Below are 16864 nucleotides of genomic sequence, written 5' to 3'. Positions count from 1 at the left end.
ATGACCAAGGGCAACAGCACCAAGATCACTGACGAGCTCTACCGGTACATGCTCGCCCACAACCCCCCGCTGGACCCGGTCCAGCGGGGGCTGGTGGAGACGACCTACGCCACGTTCCCGGACGTCGCCGGGATGCAGTCGGCGGAGGAGCAGGGGCCGCTGCTGGCCTTCCTGGTCCGGCTGACGGGCGCCCGCCTCATCGTCGAGGTGGGCACCTTCACGGGCTTCTCGGCCCTGTCGATGGCCCAGGCACTACCCGCCGACGGCCGCATCATCACCTGTGACGTCTCCGAGGAGTGGACGGCGTACGGCAGGGAGGCCTGGAAGGCGGCGGGCGTCGCGGACCGCATCGACCTGCGGATCGCACCGGCACTGGACACCCTGCGGGCCATGCCCGCGGAGCCGCACATCGACATGGCCTACGTGGACGCCGACAAGGAGAGCCAGATCGCGTACTGGGAGGAGCTCGTGCCGAGACTGCGCCCGGGCGGCCTGATCGTCACGGACAACACGCTCTTCCACGGCTCGGTGCTGGACGAGTCGGCCACCGGCTCGGCGGCCGGTGTCCGCGCGTTCAACGACCACGTCTCGGCGGACACCCGCATGGAGTCCGTCCTGCTGGCGATCTCGGACGGCCTCACGCTGTCCCGCAAGCGGTAGCGCCGCCCGGTCCCCGGCCGCCCGGCGGCCTTCCGGCCGCTGCGCCGCCCGGTCCCCGGCCGCCCGGCGGCCTTCCGGCCGCTGCGCCGCCCGGTCCCCGGCCGCCCAGCGGCCTTCCGGCCGCCGCCCGCTTCCGGTTCAGCCGCAGCCGCCACCACCGCAGCAGCCCCCGCCGCCCATGGCACGAGCGGGCGCGGGGGCACTGCTCGCCCCGCCGCCGACGGCGACGGCGGACAGCAGCTTGACGGTGTCGGCGTGACCTGCGGGGCAGTCGGCGGGCGCGGAGGACTCGGCCATCGGCCGGCTCAGCTCGAAGGTGTCGTCGCAGGTCCGGCAGCGGTACTCGTATCGAGGCATGCGGACAAGGCTAAGCGCCGGTGGCCGCCAGGGCTACGGGCGACCCGGTGCGGGCCCCCGGTACGCGCGGTGCGCCCGGTCCTCCCGGGCGGCCTGCTCGGGGTGGCGGGCCCGCCAGTACGGATTGTCGTGCGGCAGGGCACTGCCCACCCGCCCGTACATCCCGAACCACATCAGCATCACGCCGACGACGAAGCTGAACAGCACGTTGGGGATCTTGAAGGCCAGGAAGTTGAGCCCGGTGTCGAGCAGCGCGAGGTTCACGAACCCGCTCGCGATGAACAGCAGGCCCAGCACGATGTTCAGGGTGGAGGCGAACGTCCCGCCGATCACCATCCCGATGAACAACAGCGAACCGATGCAGATGGACAGGACGCTCAGCGCGCCGTTGGTGTTCAGAGCGAGCACCGTGTCCCCGCCGGTGTCGAAGAACCCGATCCGGTCGATGAGCCCCAGGATGCCGAAGACGACCAGCAGCAACCCGGTCAGACCGGCGCCGACCCGGTAGACCTTGCTGAGCTTGTGGTCGGCGGGCAGGTGCTCGTCGAGCCGGGCGTTGACGGGATGCAGGACGCGCCGCAGCCTCCCGTGGGGGACCTCGGGGGCGTGCGACGCGTAGGGCTCGTGGGGTACGTACGGTGCATAGGACTCATGGGGCTCGGTGCACCCGTAGAGGGCGTGCGGCGCGTAGGACCCGTGCGGCGACTCGGACCCGTGCGGCGCGTCGGACCCGTGCGGTGCCGGGGTCCGCCGGGACCTGCGGGAAGTGTGAGACGTATGGGCAGCCATACCGCCCTCCTCTGCTCCGTTCCGCGCACCTCCAGCATCCGCCGATGCCCGCCCACGGACAACCCGGCCGGGGGGAGGGAGGCGGCTCGTCCGGGCCGGGGGCGGCTCGGACCGGCCCGGTGGGCCGGCCCGCCGCGGCCCAGCCCGGCCGGTCAGCGGTGCCCGCGCTCCACCGGTCAGCGGTGCCCGCGCTCCACCGGTCAGCGGTGCTCGCGCTCCGCCGGTCAGCGGTGCTCGCGCTCCGCCGGTCAGCGGTGCTCGCGCTCCGCCGGTCAGCCGTGCCCGCGCTCCGCCCGGATCCCCTGGACCACGCGGTTCACGGCCTCCCGTACGTCCTGCATCTCCAGCAGGAACGCCCAGTAGTCCGGATGCCGCCCCTCCAGCCCCGCCAATGCCCGCTCCACCCGGGCCACCGACTCGTCCAGCGGCCGCGCGTGCCGCGGATCGGGCACGCTGCGGCCCGCCATCGCCAGCCGCTGCGCGTCCCGGATCGCGAACCGGGTCCGGTCCACCTCCTCCTGCGGGTTCCTGGCCACCGCCTCCAGCCGCGTCAGCCTGTCCTGCGCCGCCGACACCGCCTCGTCGGTCGCCTCCAGCGCTTCCCGCACCGCGTCGATCAGCACGGCCACATCGGCCCAGCGCTGCTCGGCCCGGGCCCGGGACGCTTCCCCCAGCCGCTCCTCGGCCTGCGCCACATCGCGTACCGCCTGGTCCGGCACGTGCTGCAGGTCCTGCCAGCAGGCCGCGCTGAACCGCCGGCGCAACTCGCTGAGCACCGGATCCACCCGGTCCGCCCGGTTGCGCAACGCCTGGGCCCGCGTCCGCAGGCTCACCAGCCGCCGGTCGATCTCCGCGGCCCGTTCCGGCAGCCGCTCCGCCTCCGCCCGCACGCCCTCCGCGTCCCGCAGGATCCGGTCGGCGCGCTGCACGGTCTCCTGCACCCCGTGCCGACCCGCGCCCTCGTTCAACTTGGTCAGCTCCGGCGCCAGCGCCGCCAGCCGCGCGGCCAGGTCATCGGCCCGCATCCCCTTGGCCCGTACGGCATCCAGCGCATCGCTCGCAGCCAGCAGCGCGGCCTTCGCCCGCTCCCGCGCCGGCGCGACCCGGGCCAACTGGGTCTCGGCCTTGTCCAGCAGCGGCTGCAACCCCTGCGCGAACCGGTCCAGCTCCGCCTTGACCCGTACCAACTCGTCGCGCGCCCGGGTCAGCTCCTCCCGCGCCCGGGACGCGGCGGACGCTTCCAGGTCGACCCGGTCCAGATCGTGCGCGTCCACGGCCTCGATGTACACATGGCTGACCTGGTCGATCCGCTGCCCGAGCGCGGCGAACCCCTCGCTCGCCTGCCGCCCGGCCGGCGAACCGTCCGCGGCGGCGATCGTCTCGATCGAGATCCGCAGATCCCGCTGCGCACTGTCCAGCTCGTAGAACGCCGCGGCGGCAGCATCCTTCGCCGCCTGCGCATCGGCCCGCCGACTCTCGTCCCGCCCACCGAACCACCGCCGGGATGCCGTTGTCACAATCCCTCTCCCGTACCGCGTCCGCAATGCCCCGGACCATTCTCCCCCAAGGGATCGGGTTTGCGTGGGGGGTGTGCCCGCCATGTAGGCTGTCCACTCGTCCACGGGTGCGTAGCTCAGGGGTAGAGCGCTGCTCTTACAAAGCAGATGTCGGCGGTTCGAAACCGTCCGCGCCCACCAGTCAAAAGGCCCCCAACCGATCATGGTTGGGGGCCTTTGGCATCTGCATCCGACCTCAACGGGAGCGGTCAGGAACGGCCGCGCCGGGTCTTCAGCAGCCGGTCCATGTGCCCGACCGCCGCGCGCTGCGTGTCCTGCACGACGTGCGCGTAGACGTTCATGGTGACGGCCATCTGCGAGTGCCCGAGGATCTCCACCACCACCCGAGGCGGGACGCCGGCGGCGGTCAGCAGCGTCGCGGTCCCGTGCCGCGCGTCGTGCAGCCGGACAACCCGGATCCCGGCGTCCTTGGCCACGCGGGTGAAGGACCGGTAGACGTTCCGCGGCTCGATCGGCGGTCCGGCCCGGGTGGTGAACACGCAGCCGGTCTCCTCCCACTTCTCCCCGGCGGCCTCCCTCATGGCGGCCTGCTTCATCCGCTGCCAGCGCAGGGGAGCGACGCAAATTCCTGGCAGCGGCAGGGTCTTGTCGGCGGCGGCGTCCTTTGGGGGTCGTCCTCTATAGCCCTCACCACGAACACGCTGCCGCTGACTCCGCACCCGGATCTCCCGCTTCTCCAGGTCGACGTTCTCCCACCGCAGTCCGACCAGCTCACCCCGCCGCAGACCGAGGGCGATGGCGAGGACGAAGGCGGGGTACAGCGGATCCTTGCGGGCGGGGGCCAAAAGTCGCGGGTCTCTTCCAGCTCCCACGGCGACACATCCCGAACCTGCACATTGGGCGGCTCGACGAGCGAAACCACGTTCCGGCTGACGAGCTCTTCCCGGCAGGCGGCGGCAACGGCGGTCCGCAGCACCCGGTGCGACTCCTTGGCGGTTGCCGCGCTGGTCTGCTTCTGCAGCTGCACAAGGGCCCGCCGCACGTCGGCGACGCTCAGCGACTCCAGCCGCTTCTTCCCCAGCAACGGCACCAGGTAAAGACGGACATGGGTCTCGTACTTGCGAAGGTCGTGCGCTTGCGGTGCGGGCGAACGATGTTCTCCAGCCAGTACGGCAGCACTCGGCGAGCATGGCCGACGGGGTGGGCACGGCGTCGTCGCCCTGGTGTTCCGGTGCAAGCCCTCCGGGGGCACCGAGCGCACGTCCGACGAGACCACGGCGGTCCAGTGGCTCACGCACGAGGAGGTGTCCGAGCGGATGTCCGAGGTCTACGCGATCGGACTGCTGGACGCCTTGGATGGGAACGGGCCGCACGTTCGGAGCCATGTCGAGCGCCAGCTCATCACGGTGCGGTGAGAGTTTCCCTACTCCATCAAGGCACCCGCCGCGCACAGCGCGGCGCGCGCGCCCGTCGCCCGGGCCTGCGCTCCTCTCTACGCCCCGCTCCACCCCGACCGCCGGCCGCGCGCCAGACGGCACGGGTTCGATGGTGGAACAACCGCGGTACGGCTGAGCACCCGAGCCCACAAGGCTGGCCCACACCCACCAAGCGCCTGTGCCGAGCGAGACCATGACTCCGCCCAACACTGCCAGGCTCAGCCCCTGACGCGGGCCCCAGCGGAGCGCATGCCGAGCCGTCGGAGGCCGAGCAGCGGGATCCCAAGGCGACATCACCACCCGCTCAAAGACATGCCTCCGGCGGGGGGCGCTCAGGCTCCGGGATGACCGGGGCAGGCCGTGCGGGTGCGGGCCGGTTTGTGGTGGGGTGGGGAGCTGTCATCCCGTCTGCCGTCGACCCAGGCAAGCCATAGCAGACCAGGCTTCTGGGGCCCAGGTCGTTCGTCCAGCAGGGCGCTCCACCTGGGCCCCAGAAGCCTGGTCTGCTATCACTCCGTGTGGGTCGACGGCAGACGGGACGACAGCAGGGGGCGCCAAGTATGACGACGAGCCGGATCTCGCCTTAGGGCCGAAGGGACTACCTCTAGCCTGCGGGGCTAACACGGTCAGTCGGCAGCTCGGTCATTTCCTTGTATTCCTTGACTGACATCTCGGAGGTCGTCTTTTGCTCCATGGGAAGAAGAGTAAAGTCGAGCCTGGTGGCTTCCTCTGCGGCGGAGTCCCACCAATCCAGCCACCATTCCCAAACCGCATCAGTCAACTTGTCTTCCGTAAGAAGAATTACGCGTGCCTGCTTAGGTGCCAAGTGACTGTCAAGCCCTACGCGAATTTCTCGAACGCTGGCCATGATCTCGGTATGAAGGGCCTTGTTTGACTTCTTAAGGGCCCGGAGGGAATCCACCAAGGGCGCCTGAACCGCAGAAACGAATGAACCAGCAAATGCAGGCCTGCTCCTCAAGGCAGCGAGCCGCTGCCCCACCTTCCTCTGCAGCGACTCATCCAGGAATCCGTCTACCGGAGTCCTGGCTGCTAGCCACCCCTTCTCCACCGGCACCTCAATGCGGAAATCGGCCACCCAGAATCCGTTGGGGATTGACGGGAGGTGAAGGAAGTAAGCGTTTCCGTCAAACCTTTGCAGCTGCTTCTTTTGTCCGTTGTCCAGACAGCCCGACATGTCGTAAACAGGGCTTATTTGAACCCATGGACGTTTGGGGCGAGGCGCATCTTCCTCTGCGATGTCACAGGTCTGTGTTGTGACGATCCCATACATGGGGAGCGTTGCCCCAGATCCCTCGATCACTTCAGGCCCATAACCCCTGCCGCTATATGCGCGGGTTCGCATCCAGACAGGGTTTTCCGGATCCGCAAAATAAAAGAATGGGGGATCCTGAATCAGGCACCCTTGCGTAAACTCTCGAAGATTCTCCAGCGTTCCCGTCGGCCATTCCTCTTTGTTGACCGGAAGCCCTTGATCGATGGTGGCGCGAACCGCATCGACGCCTGCTGACTCGTTCACGCTGGACGTGGCCTCCGAGGCTTCGGCGGGTCGTCAAATAGCATGGGTGTTACAGGTGCACTGAACTCGGAAGCGGGATCGGCATACGGCAACAACTCGGCTTCGGGCGGGGGTGCGAAGGCCACCGACTGTAGCTCTGATGCGAGCTTCCTCCGACCTTCCTCTGACCTCAGCGCCTCAGTCCGTGACTCTGAAAGGTCGGTTCCCGGCTGTTTCAGCCACAGCAAGGCATCGGAAGCGCCAAAGCTGCTTACAGCTCCTCTGACGACCGCATGCGCCTCAAAGAGGGAGCGAACAGTCTTCGCGTAGACGCCACCGCCGGCTCGCCAGTTAGTTGTACTGCGACGATTGAATCCACAAAGTTCGGCGATTTTTTCTTCCGGAAGATTCAGCCATTCACTTAGGTCGACAACAGCAGCCAACGCTCGCTCAGCAGCCCGCCGGTTCCTCTCACTCCGCTCGTTAGCAGCTGGGGCGGGGTTCGAACTCAAGGCGGCGGATGTCCGAATCGCGGCGAAAGGAAGGAGGGGCTCGACTTCGTTTGAGAGCCCCGTGCGCGTGACTGGCAGACGAGAGTTGATCGCGCGAGCGAGTACCTCGGCAGGAGGCGTAGGGAGGGAAGCCGTGACAGCCACGGCCCCTGCAACGAGGAGAGGCCTCGCCGCTCGCTTGAGCGAGCTGAGCAGCGCCAGTGAAGAACCCGACGGGTCGTTTCCAGATTGCCCCAGAATCGGCGTCTGATCACGGAGGATGTCCTCAAGGCTAATTGCTCTCAAATCCTCCCTCTCCCTTCAAGACCCTCATCAATTCAGGCGTCACCGAAGCTTGAAATACTTGCAGAGCAAGTTCATGCAAATCCCCAGCGCCTTTGACGATTTCAGGGCAGCTGAACCGGCGGCTAGAGACTCTGGTGCAATCCGTATCGAGCAAGTAGGGCCAGGTCCCCGACGAATCATCTCGCTGCGTTCCATGGCGCAGTAGCACCTGCATTTCATCAGGTGCCGGCATGTGAATGACCTGCTGCACTCCGGAGATGGCGTCGCCAAATTGAGGGTGAAGGATCGGGCCCAAGAGTGAGCCCTCGATGTAACCGGCCCATTGCTTTGGGGTACTTACGGCAGGATGGTTGATGCTGTCGACGTAGCGCAACCCGAGTCGCTGCTCCAGCGTGGGCTGAAAGATCCGTTCAACCGCGCCACACAACGCCTCAAGGCGAGTTTTGAAGTCGGACCACGAAGTGTATCCCGTACTCTCCAAGGCGAAGAAATCCGGAAACAGTGCTACTAGCCACTTTCCGTCGCGGGAACGAAGTCTCCAGCCATTTGATGGGCCACTGTTGGGGAGCGGTGAAACGCCAGAAGGGCTGAACTCGAATGCCACTTCCTGCTGTGCCAGCTGCTCCAGGCCAAGCTCCTCACCCATCGAAGTCGTGAGTGCGTCTCGGATCGCCAGCACCTGATCCCCATGCCGCGGGCCAGCCACGCGATCGTGGCGCACCTGGCACACCACCAGCTGGAGGGGGGCGTCCTTGAGCTGAGTCGTTGATGGCTTCGGAAGAACCAGTGGCGACGGGGTCACTGAAGGCCTCTCCTTGGGAAGGTTACGGGAAAGTATGGCTCCCAGGACGCTACCCGGTCAATCCATCTGCGTCGCCACGGCGCGGCCGCATAGAGGTGTGCGCTCGGCCCCGAATAGCATCTGACCTGCGGAAATAGTGCTGGTGGCGACTGGACCCGCGCCGGAGGCCTCTCCCGGTGAGCACCCTTTCGGCAGACCCCGTTCGCCGGACAGGAGTGCGTGCGTTGGTGGGTTCGTCACGCCTAGAACCCCTCGACAGTGGGTGAGCAGGCGTAACCAATCCTTGCGCGAGAGGTGTAGGGCGAGTGGTCGGTACGTGCTTTCGCGCCTTGCGCCACCTGCAACACGCGCCACTTGCTCCGGCACAGGATCACGATGGCCTGGTGGCCTATTCGTGGACCGATCAGGCAAGGGGCAGCATCTCATGCGCTCTGACCTGCGGAAACGAACGAGCCATCGGGGGCCTCCGGAGCTGTGTGCGGGGTGTGCATCTGTCCGCGCTCGATGCGCCTCCCGCGCCGTCAGTGTGCGCGCCACCATCCGTAGGACCTGACGTCGAATCTCTGGGGACGGTGGATGGCGGTGGCACAGCCGAGGTGTGGGGCGCGGACGAAGGTCGGCGGGCGGTGCAGGAGGCTGGCGGTCAGCGGGACCTCCAGGTGCAGCCTGCACCAGGGGCCCTGGTCGGCCTACGGGGCAGAGCAGGAGAAGATACGGCAGGCCAAGGCAAAGATGAAGAAGCTGCGGAACAGGTAGACCCGCCCGCTGATGGCGGTAAGGGCTGACATCCACAGGTGACATCAACGACTACAGACGAGGCCAGCTCTGAGCGGTGACGCCGGTACTGCACATCACCGCAGTTGGTGGCCCTTAGCGCGGGCTGGGCGAGCTTACAAAGCAGATGTCGGCGGTTCGAAAGCGTCCGTTCCCACCCGTTGGGAAGGCCCCCAACCCATCACGGTTGGGGGCCTTCGTCGCTCCCCCGCGCCCGTGGGGATGAGCCGCAGTCCGAGCCGTTGTCCAGGGTGGGTGCCTGCTGTTCCCCGCGCCGCGGGGATGATCCCGACTGGATGACCGACGAGGTTTTGGGCTTCTGCCTCCCGCGCGGGCGGGGATGGTGCCGCGCTGAGCGCTGGGGCTGACGGCAGCCGCTGGCGGTGGCACCCGACGGATGGGGTCGGAGCCCGACGGCCACTGTGGACGCGACGAGGCATGAGGCGGGCAGCCCGGCCTGCGCGTGGGGTTTTGAAGCGGGCCTGTCGGTTGGCGCCGTGCGTCGCGGGTGGCCCGCGACGTGAACGCCAACCGGCGGCCGCGGGTGGGTGATTGGCCTGCGCGGCGGCGGCCCTTCCTGGGGGCTGCGGACCGGACCGGCGTTGCTCCTGAGGCCGAGGGGGCCCGGATCAGGGCTGGTGGGAGTCGTCGGGGCGGGCGATTGTGGGGAAACCCGGCGGAGTCGAAAGGGCGTTCATAGGATGTGCCTTCTCTTTGAACCGTGAACGGCTTCTGGGTGGGGGTAGCGATGAACAGCGACATGGGTGAGGGCCGGAGAGGCAGCCGCAGACGGGTCGAAGGCGCCGCGCGGCGGGCGTTGGTCGCGTTCGTGGTGGCCGGTGTGGCCGTCGCGTGCGGGCCGGCCGGGGGTGGGGGACCCGCCGTTTCGGCGCCGCCGCCGGTCACCTCTGCGGCGCCGACCACCGCCGCACCGGTACCCACGCCGACCCCGACGCCCACACCCTCCCCGACGCCGTCCGCCGCGCCGACGCCGACGGCCGACCAGAAGGCGCCCAGCGCCGCCCCGGCGGCCCCGGCCGCCACCCGGCCCGCGCCCAAGCCGACCACCAAGGCCCCCACGAAGGCGCCGACCGAGCCCGCTGCCGCGGAGTGCGAGATCGTCTCCAACGCCGGGAACTGCTACAGCGCGGGCCAGTACTGCCGCAAAGCCGACGTCGGCCGGTCCACGCACGCCGCGAACGGGCGCATCATCCACTGCCGCGACGACGGCGGTCAGCCGCGCTGGGGGTATTAGGACGCGACGCCCGGCCGGCCAGGCCCCGCAGCGGCCCTGGTCCGGGCAGCCCGGCCCGCGGGATAGTGGGAGTATGTGCCGCTCCATTAAGACCCTGCGCCCGCCCGCCATCCCCGAGAAGGCCACCGAGGAGGAGATCCGCGCCGCCGCGCTGCAGTACGTACGCAAGGTGTCCGGCTTCCGGGTGCCCGCCGCGCACAACCGGGAGGTGTTCGAGGCGGCCGTGGACGCCATCGCCGAGGCCACCGCCGAGCTCCTCGACGGGATGCACGTACGCGGCCAGGCCGCCCCCGCATGAACCGGGCGGGGGCCGCCTCGATCAGGTGGGGGTCAGGCGGACGCGCGGCGCCGCACGACCCACACCCCGGCGCCGAGCGCCCCCGCGACGAGGGCGCCGCCCACTGCGATCTGACCCGGGCTCACCGAGTCGATGCTGCCGCCCGTACCGCCGCGCGCGGCGCCCGGGGTGACCTGCAGGGACACGGTGACGCGCTCACCGCCGGGGGCGCACTCGAAGGTGACCCGGTGGGTGCCCTGGCCGGCGTTGCGGTAGACGGTGGCACTGCCGAAGAGATTGGTGGCCTCCAGGTTCCCCGGGGTCAGGCGTACCTCTCCGAAGGCGCTGGAGGTGGCCCGGCCGACCTTGGTGCCGCAGCCCGCGAGGTTTAGGGCGACCCGGCCGCCCGGGGCGACGGTGGTGGGCGAGACGGTGGCGGTGGGAGCGGCGTACGCGGTCACGGCGGGCGTGACGGCGGCCACCGCGAGGGTCACGGCCGCAACGGCCGGCAGGCGGCGCCGTACTGCGGACGGCAGGCCCCGGGGTGCGGCGGGCTGCAGGACGCGGGATGTGACGGGCGGCAGAACGCGGGGTGTGGCGGGCGGTTTGGCGGGCATGGAGAGAACTCCTCGGCTCCTCGAAACGGCGCGGCCACGGCACGGATGTGACGCGGATTCGGTGCGCACCGTGCTGTGGACGCTAGGAGCCCAACCCGGGGGCGGCGATCGGGGCCGGGTGAACGGGTGAGCGCACTGCTCCGCCCGGGGGAGGGACGGGGGCGGCTGCCTATGCCGCCGGCGCCGCCGCCGACGGCGTGGGACGGCGCACGAGGAAGGCCGCCAGCGCGCCCGCGGCGAACAGCGCCACGATGGAGACCGCGGTCCCGAGCCACTGCGTGCCGAGCCACTGGGTACCGAAATAGCCCAGGGCCACGCTGTAGCCCGCCCAGGCCATGCCCGCCAGCATCGACCAGGGCAGGAACTCCTTCACCTTGCGGTGCGTCTTGCCCGCGCCCAGCGACACCACCGAACGCCCCGCCGGGGCGAAGCGGGCGATCACGACCAGGGCGCCGCCGCCCCGGGCCAGAGCCGTGCCGAGGCGTTCGTGCGCCCGCGTCAGCCGGCGGGAACGGGCGATGGCCCGGTCCAGCCGGGCACCACCCCGCCGGCCCAGCCGGTACGCGGCCATGTCACCGAGCACCGAGGCGGTCGTCGCGATCACGAGCAGCGCCAGGATGTCCGGCACCTGCTCGGGAACGGGCACGGCCACCGGACCCACCGGACCCGCCGCCCCGGCAGCCGCGGCCGCCGCCGCAGCGGTGATCACCAAAACCCCGCTCGGCAGCACCGGGAGGAAGACGTCGAGCACGACGGACACCGCCACCACGGCGTAGATCCATGGGCTCGCGGTCAGCGACCCCAGAGTCTCAAACAAAGCGGGACTCCCCAGTCCGGTTGACGTGCAGCGGCATGAAGCGCCGCGACGTCGCGGGGGAGCGGCAGGAGCGGCTTGACAGCCATACAGCGTACGCCCGGCGTTCGCCCACCGGATGCCCGGGGCGCCCCCGCACCCCCCTGCGCGTCAGCCCCCCGACGCCACACCGGATTCCGTATCCGCGCACACCAGAGGCCAGGCCCGCACCCTACTCCGCCCCGGCCAGCTCCCGGTCCCACACCGTCACCAGCCGGGCACCTTCCCGCCCCCTGCCGCCCTTGCGCGCCTGGTCCAGCCGCAGCCGGGCCGACCGGCCCGCCAGCGCCAGCGTCATCAACTGGTTCCCGAACCACGGCCCGCCCGTACGCCGCCAGCTCAACGGCGGCCGCCCCGTGCGCCCGTGCCGCGAGAAACCGCGCCCCAGCCACCGCCCCACCCGCGACCAGCCCAGCCGGAAGCCCAGCCTCACCGCCGTGTGGATGGAGTTGTGCACCGGCGAGCACGTCAACTGGAACACCCGCGCCGTACTGGGTATGCGCGGCTCGGCCACATACGCGTGGTGCACGTCCCCCGACAGCACGCACACCGTCGCCGGAGCCCGCGGCCCCGTCCCCACCTCCTCGATGAGATCACTCAGCGCCGCGAACGAGGCCGGGAACGCCGCCCAGTGCTCCAGATCGCTGCGCCGGCGCAGGTTCTCCCCGATCCGCGCCCACCGCGGCCCCCGCTCCCCGCGGCACAGCGCGGCATTCCACGTCTCCGCGTCATGGATCAGCGGCGGCATCAGCCACGGCAGCGAGGACCCGATCAGCAGGTGGTCGTATCCTCCGTGCGCCGCGAGCGCGTTCTCTCGCAGCCACCCCTGCTCCGCCGGGTCGAGCATCGCCCGCCCGTCCTCGGCCAGCACCCGCGCGGCCCGGGTGTCCACCATCAGCAGCCGGGTCCGGCCGAAGTCGCGCCGGTAGCTCCAGCGCACCGTCGCCGGATCGGCATCGGCCGCCGACGCGAAGGAGCGCAGCAGATCCGTGCCGTCGGGGGTCTGCCGTACCGCCTCGTACAGCCCGTCGGCCGCCAGCTCGGCGGCCGAAAGGTTGCCCAGGTGCTGGTACACCCAGTACGACATCAGCCCGCTGACCACCCGCTCCTGCCACCACGGGGTCGCCCGCATCTCTGCCAGCCAAGCCGCGCTGGTGTTCCAGTCGTCTATGACGTCGTGGTCGTCGAATATGTGCAGGCTCGGCACGGTCGACAGCAGCCAGCGGATCTCCGGGTCGAGCCAGGACTCGTAATAGAGCCGCGTGTACTCCTCGTAGTCCGCGACCTGGGCGCCGGGCGGCTCCCGCAGGTCCCGCCGGGCCGCCAGCCACTTCCGGGTCTCGTGCGACAGCGCGTCGGCATACACCTGGTCCCCGAGCAGCAGCAGGAGGTCCGGGCGCACCGCCTCCGGCTCGGCGGCCAGCCGAGCCGCGAGCGTGTCGAGCGCGTCCGCCCCGTGCGGCCCGTGCCTCCCGGCCGGCGGGGCGGCCTGCCGACAGGAGCCGAACGTGATGCGCAGCCCGGGATCACGCCCCGCCCCGGCCGGGGCGGTGATCGTGCTCGGCGGGAAACCGCTGTCCTCCAGCGGCCACACGCGCAGCCCGTCGAGCAGCACCTCGTACTCCGTCGCCGTCCCGGGCGTCAGCCCGGTCACCGGAACCAGCGCGTAGTGATGCCCGGCGATCTGGAAGGTGCGCTCACGGCCGCCGGCCCCGTCGGCGCACCGCACCTCGGCCGTGCACGGGCGGTCCGCCTCGACCCATATGGTGGCGGACCTGCCCGTGTCCCAGTCGACGTGGCGCAGCAGCGGTCCCAGACGCAGTCCGGCCATGTGACTCCCCCTCCTCCGTAGCCCCTTTGATCACGGTACGACGGGGAGGGGGAGCCACGCCTCCCCCTGGCGGGGGAAAAGACCGGCCGCTCGGACCGGCAGCCGTGGAGCGTTCGGGCTGGCAGTCGTCGGGCGTTCGGACCGGCAGTCGTGGGGCGCCCGCACCGGCAGTCGTCGGGTGCCCGGACCGGCAGCCGTCGGGTGTCAGGACCGGCTGCCCTCGAGCGCCTGGACCGGTGGCTGTCCGCGCCTGGATCAGCAGCCGTTGAGGACGTTCACCAGGGCGGTCTTCTCCGCGGAGTCCATGCTCAGGCCCCAGTACTGCTTCACGTGAACCCACATCCGCGCGTACGTGCAGCGGTAGGAGGTGCGCGACGGCATCCACTCGGCGGGGTCGAGGTCGCCCTTGGCCTGGTTGACGTTGTCGGTGACCGCGATGAGCTGCGGGCGGGTGAGGTCGTTGGCGAACTGCTGGCGCTTGGAGGTGGTCCAGGAGCTGGCACCGGAACGCCAGGCCTCGGAGAGTGCCACGACGTGGTCGATGTCGAGGTCGGCGGCGGCGGTCCAGGTGGCGCCGTCGTACTCGGAGTACCAGCTGCCGCTCACGGCCGCGCAGGAGGAGTCCTGGACGACGTTCACGCCGTCGCGCTTGAGGACGGTCTCGCGGGTGTTGCAGCTGCCGGAGACGGTGCTCCAGTGCGGGAAGAGGTCGCGGCTGTAGCCGCTGCTGGAGCCCTCCGCGCGCGGCGTGACGGTCGCCAGGTACGAGCGGGCGGCCGAGGCGCTGATGGGGGTGGGCGGGGCGGCCTGGGCGGCGGGGGCGTTGACGAGGGAGGTGAGGGAAGCGAGGGCTACGGCTGATGCGAACACGCCAATTCGACGCGCGTAGACGGTGGGTATGAGTGCCATGAGGGGCTCCCTTGGTGCGGGGGGTGTGACCGTGCGGCCCCGGCGGGGCGCGGCCATGCTTGCGGCGCCGGGTTTCGAGGGGATGGGCGCCGGGTGACAGCGTGGCGACATGTGCACGTCAGATCAAGTCGGGCAACGCCCTTCTTTCAAGCGGAAGTTGAGGTTCCGCCGAAATGCCCGACCCGTCACCGGATGGAGCGGGACCAAGGACCTATTCCGGACACCTGCCGGCGTCCCGTACCCTGGGTGCAGCAGAAGGGGAGTAGCTCTTCGCCGGACCGTCGACATACTGCTGGGTCACCCCAGCCGGCGCCCGGAGGCAGGCCGCGGACAGCGGCAGGCCAGCGAGACCTTCGGCCGCAGTGTCCTGTCCCTGCGTGCGCGCGCTTTCCTGCGCGCATACGCAAGCCAGGGCGCCGCCGAGCCGAAGCGACCCCCGACAGGCGTACGGATGTACGCGCGTAATGCAGTCCAGGTCTCTCGGTACCGATGGCGCCCTGCCCGACCGATTGAGGTTCCACCCCGTGTTCAGCTTCAGCGTCACGGCGATCGCCTTCGGCGTCGTCTTCCTCGCCGAACTCCCCGACAAGACGGCCCTCGCCGGCCTGATGCTCGGCACCCGCTACCGCGCCTCGTACGTCTTCGCGGGCGTCGCCGCCGCATTCGCCGTACACGTCGCCCTCGCCATCGCCGCGGGCAGCGTGCTCAGCCTGCTCCCGCACCGGCTCGTGCAGGCAGTCGTCGGCGTCCTCTTCCTCGCGGGCGCCGCCATGCTGCTCTGGAAGAAGGACGACGGGGACGAGGAGGTCAAGCCACCTGCCGACCAGTCCTTCTGGAAGGTCTCCGGGGCAGGCTTCATGCTCATCCTGGTCGCCGAGTTCGGCGACCTGACCCAGATCATGACCGCCAACCTGGCCGCCCGGTACGACAACCCGGTGTCCGTCGGCATCGGCGCGGTACTCGCCCTGTGGGCGGTCGCGGGCATCGGCATCCTGGGCGGCCGCACCCTGATGAAGTACGTCCCGCTCCGCTTGATCACCAAGATCGCGGCCGCGGTAATGGCAGCCCTGGCGGCGTTCTCGCTGTACGAGGCCGTCGGGGGGTAGGGGTGGGGGGAGGGGTGTCTGGGGTGGGGCAGGCGTGGGGGCGCTGGGCGGGGGCTTCGGGGGGCCTGCGCCCCTGGGGCCTGATCAGGGAGGGTTTGGGGGTTTCCCGCCAGTCCCACTGTCCTTCCGGGTCGGGCCGCCCTGTCAAGGGCGCTCCTTCGTCGCGTCGCTTCGCGATGGCCTTCGGCCACCCTTGACAGACCGTCCCGCCCCGGAAAGACAAGGACTGACGGGAAGCCCCCAAAAGAACGGTCCACTGGTTCATGGGCAGGGTGCGGGGCCATCAGGGACCGGCTCCAGGGTGCCCGTCGCCACGCCCCGCCCCGGCCTCATGACCATCGGCGGCCAGGGGGCCCGGCAGCCGCCCCAGATCGCTACGCGCTCCTCTCATCTCGGCGTCCGGCGGCCGTCCGGGGCTCAACCCGCACCGGACGGCGGTCAGAAGCGCATTCCACGCCATGGGCGCGACAGATCGCTACGCGCACACGCATATTCCGGCGTCCGGCGGCCGTCTGGGGTCCAACCCGCACCAGACAGCGGTCAGAAGCGCATTCCACGGCTTGGGCGCATCAGATCGCTACGCGCTGCCTCGGGTCTCGGCGTCCGGCGGTCGTCTGGGGTCCAACCGGCACTAGATGGCGGCGCCGCAAGCGCCGGAGGAGTCGCGGGGGCGGTGGCGCGGTCGCTTCGAGCGTCTCCATCCCGCGGGAGTGAGTCGATTGCCTTTGCTCAGTGCAGAGTTGGCGCGGTGCGGCGGCGGGCAGTTTTTTTGCCGTAAAACCTCACAAGCGGGAGTGGGATACGCGCGGCGCGGCCGCCGAGGAGGGCGAACGATGTGTGGGACGGCTTGTGTTCAGTCCATTCCGGGCTGATCGCCGCCAGATTCTCAGCTGAGTAGCGATCGTGGGCGGCCTGTTCCCAGCCCCGGATAGCCGCCGGACGCTGCGATATGAGGGTGCACGTAACAAGCTGACGCGCCCCCGTCTCGCCAGGCGTTCTTGGCCGCTGTCTGGTGCGGGTTGGACCCCAGACGGCCGCTGGACGCTGAGATCTGAGGAGCGCGTAGCGATTTGATGCGCCTGCCGTCTCGCCAGGTGCTTCTGGTCGCTGTCTGGTGCGGGTTGGACCCCAGGCGGCCGCTGGACGCTGAGATCTGAGGAGCGCGTAGCGATTTGATGCGCCCACCGGCCCCGCCTTCGGCGGTCATGGGGCCGGACGGGGGCGTGGCTCCCTGCAACCTGGGAGCTGGTCCCTGATGGCCCCGCACCCTGCCCATGAACCAGTGGACCGTTCTTTTGGGGGCTTCCCGTCAGTCCTTGTCTTTCCGGGGCGGGACGGCCTGTCAAGGGTGGCCGAAGGCCATCGCGA

General features: G+C 70.0%; 14 protein-coding genes, 1 tRNA gene and 2 pseudogenes. 7 read left to right on the top strand and 10 right to left on the bottom strand.

The window, feature by feature from the left end; all coding sequences use genetic code 11:
• Nucleotides 1–660, top strand: coding sequence for an O-methyltransferase (locus AB0D44_RS28170; RefSeq protein ID WP_362595968.1), 660 nt, complete (start codon nucleotides 1–3; stop codon nucleotides 658–660).
• 138 nt (nucleotides 661–798) lie between these two features.
• Here AB0D44_RS28170 and AB0D44_RS28165 read toward each other — a convergent pair whose 3' ends face one another.
• The 3 genes from AB0D44_RS28165 to AB0D44_RS28155 form a co-directional block, all read right to left on the bottom strand.
• The gene (locus tag AB0D44_RS28165) at nucleotides 799–1017 is read right to left on the bottom strand and encodes a zinc ribbon domain-containing protein (protein WP_362595966.1); all 219 of its coding nucleotides are present in this window, start codon (nucleotides 1015–1017) and stop codon (nucleotides 799–801) included.
• Nucleotides 1018–1050: 33 nt separating this feature from the next.
• Nucleotides 1051–1599, bottom strand: coding sequence for a DUF4383 domain-containing protein (locus tag AB0D44_RS28160; RefSeq protein WP_362596014.1), 549 nt, complete (start codon nucleotides 1597–1599; stop codon nucleotides 1051–1053).
• A gap of 479 nt (nucleotides 1600–2078) precedes the next feature.
• Nucleotides 2079–3407, bottom strand: coding sequence for a hypothetical protein (locus tag AB0D44_RS28155; RefSeq protein WP_362595964.1), 1329 nt, complete (start codon nucleotides 3405–3407; stop codon nucleotides 2079–2081).
• A 21-nt stretch (nucleotides 3408–3428) separates the two neighbouring features.
• On the opposite strand from AB0D44_RS28155, the gene AB0D44_RS28150 reads away from it, so the two are divergent.
• Nucleotides 3429–3503 (top strand) — tRNA-Val (locus AB0D44_RS28150).
• A 68-nt stretch (nucleotides 3504–3571) separates the two neighbouring features.
• On the opposite strand, the pseudogene AB0D44_RS28145 reads toward AB0D44_RS28150, so the two are convergent.
• Nucleotides 3572–4499: pseudogene (locus AB0D44_RS28145) on the bottom strand (site-specific integrase); the annotation flags it as partial.
• 32 nt (nucleotides 4500–4531) lie between these two features.
• Between AB0D44_RS28145 and AB0D44_RS28140 the strand changes: the two are divergent.
• Nucleotides 4532–4738, top strand: a pseudogene (locus AB0D44_RS28140) (NUDIX hydrolase); the annotation flags it as partial.
• A 625-nt stretch (nucleotides 4739–5363) separates the two neighbouring features.
• Here the strand turns inward: AB0D44_RS28140 and AB0D44_RS28135 are convergent.
• Together AB0D44_RS28135 and AB0D44_RS28130 are read right to left on the bottom strand one after the other, a co-directional pair.
• Nucleotides 5364–6296, bottom strand: coding sequence for a hypothetical protein (locus AB0D44_RS28135; RefSeq protein WP_362595962.1), 933 nt, complete (start codon nucleotides 6294–6296; stop codon nucleotides 5364–5366).
• A 762-nt stretch (nucleotides 6297–7058) separates the two neighbouring features.
• Entirely contained in the window at nucleotides 7059–7874 is an 816-nt protein-coding gene (locus AB0D44_RS28130; protein WP_362595960.1) for a TIGR04255 family protein, read from the bottom strand.
• Between the two features lie 576 nt (nucleotides 7875–8450).
• On the opposite strand from AB0D44_RS28130, the gene AB0D44_RS28125 reads away from it, so the two are divergent.
• The 3 genes from AB0D44_RS28125 (at nucleotide 8451) to AB0D44_RS28115 (ending at nucleotide 10201) form a co-directional block, all read left to right on the top strand.
• Nucleotides 8451–8630, top strand: a complete 180-nt coding sequence (locus AB0D44_RS28125; protein ID WP_362595958.1) for an HGGxSTG domain-containing protein — start codon at nucleotides 8451–8453, stop codon at nucleotides 8628–8630.
• A gap of 766 nt (nucleotides 8631–9396) precedes the next feature.
• Nucleotides 9397–9903, top strand: a complete 507-nt coding sequence (locus AB0D44_RS28120; RefSeq protein WP_362595956.1) for a hypothetical protein — start codon at nucleotides 9397–9399, stop codon at nucleotides 9901–9903.
• A gap of 73 nt (nucleotides 9904–9976) precedes the next feature.
• Nucleotides 9977–10201, top strand: coding sequence for a DUF2277 domain-containing protein (locus AB0D44_RS28115; RefSeq protein WP_362595954.1), 225 nt, complete (start codon nucleotides 9977–9979; stop codon nucleotides 10199–10201).
• A gap of 32 nt (nucleotides 10202–10233) precedes the next feature.
• Here AB0D44_RS28115 and AB0D44_RS28110 read toward each other — a convergent pair whose 3' ends face one another.
• The 4 genes from AB0D44_RS28110 to AB0D44_RS28095 all read right to left on the bottom strand — a co-directional run bounded on the left by AB0D44_RS28110 (nucleotide 10234) and on the right by AB0D44_RS28095 (nucleotide 14381).
• Nucleotides 10234–10797 (bottom strand): hypothetical protein, encoded by a 564-nt coding sequence (locus AB0D44_RS28110; RefSeq protein ID WP_362595952.1) that lies wholly within the window; start codon nucleotides 10795–10797, stop codon nucleotides 10234–10236.
• Nucleotides 10798–10966: 169 nt separating this feature from the next.
• Nucleotides 10967–11614, bottom strand: coding sequence for a VTT domain-containing protein (locus AB0D44_RS28105; RefSeq protein ID WP_362595950.1), 648 nt, complete (start codon nucleotides 11612–11614; stop codon nucleotides 10967–10969).
• Between the two features lie 208 nt (nucleotides 11615–11822).
• The gene (locus AB0D44_RS28100) at nucleotides 11823–13481 is read right to left on the bottom strand and encodes an alkaline phosphatase D family protein (RefSeq protein WP_362595948.1); all 1659 of its coding nucleotides are present in this window, start codon (nucleotides 13479–13481) and stop codon (nucleotides 11823–11825) included.
• A 255-nt stretch (nucleotides 13482–13736) separates the two neighbouring features.
• Nucleotides 13737–14381, bottom strand: a complete 645-nt coding sequence (locus AB0D44_RS28095) for an HNH endonuclease family protein (RefSeq protein ID WP_362596012.1) — start codon at nucleotides 14379–14381, stop codon at nucleotides 13737–13739.
• A 533-nt stretch (nucleotides 14382–14914) separates the two neighbouring features.
• Between AB0D44_RS28095 and AB0D44_RS28090 the strand changes: the two genes are divergently transcribed.
• Complete coding sequence (locus AB0D44_RS28090; protein WP_362595946.1) at nucleotides 14915–15496, top strand: TMEM165/GDT1 family protein; 582 nt, start codon at nucleotides 14915–14917, stop codon at nucleotides 15494–15496.
• Nucleotides 15497–16864 lie beyond the last annotated feature (1368 nt).

The sequence above is a fragment of the Streptomyces sp. NPDC048349 genome (genome assembly GCF_040651925.1).
In the GTDB taxonomy this organism is placed as follows: Bacteria; Actinomycetota; Actinomycetes; order Streptomycetales; family Streptomycetaceae; genus Streptomyces.
This window is presented reverse-complemented; position numbering and strand designations above follow the sequence as displayed.

What these genes read in the sequence shown, in the direction of transcription:
- AB0D44_RS28125 (WP_362595958.1), top strand. Translation starts at nt 8,451, where the DNA reads ATGGCGGTGGCACAGCCGAGGTGTGGGGCGCGGACGAAGGTCGGCGGG.
- AB0D44_RS28100 (WP_362595948.1), bottom strand. Translation starts at nt 13,481, where the DNA reads ATGGCCGGACTGCGTCTGGGACCGCTGCTGCGCCACGTCGACTGGGAC.
- AB0D44_RS28155 (WP_362595964.1), bottom strand. Translation starts at nt 3,407, where the DNA reads ATGGCGGGCACACCCCCCACGCAAACCCGATCCCTTGGGGGAGAATGG.
- AB0D44_RS28120 (WP_362595956.1), top strand. Translation starts at nt 9,397, where the DNA reads ATGAACAGCGACATGGGTGAGGGCCGGAGAGGCAGCCGCAGACGGGTC.
- AB0D44_RS28115 (WP_362595954.1), top strand. Translation starts at nt 9,977, where the DNA reads ATGTGCCGCTCCATTAAGACCCTGCGCCCGCCCGCCATCCCCGAGAAG.
- AB0D44_RS28165 (WP_362595966.1), bottom strand. Translation starts at nt 1,017, where the DNA reads ATGCCTCGATACGAGTACCGCTGCCGGACCTGCGACGACACCTTCGAG.
- AB0D44_RS28110 (WP_362595952.1), bottom strand. Translation starts at nt 10,797, where the DNA reads ATGCCCGCCAAACCGCCCGCCACACCCCGCGTTCTGCCGCCCGTCACA.
- AB0D44_RS28170 (WP_362595968.1), top strand. Translation starts at nt 1, where the DNA reads ATGACCAAGGGCAACAGCACCAAGATCACTGACGAGCTCTACCGGTAC.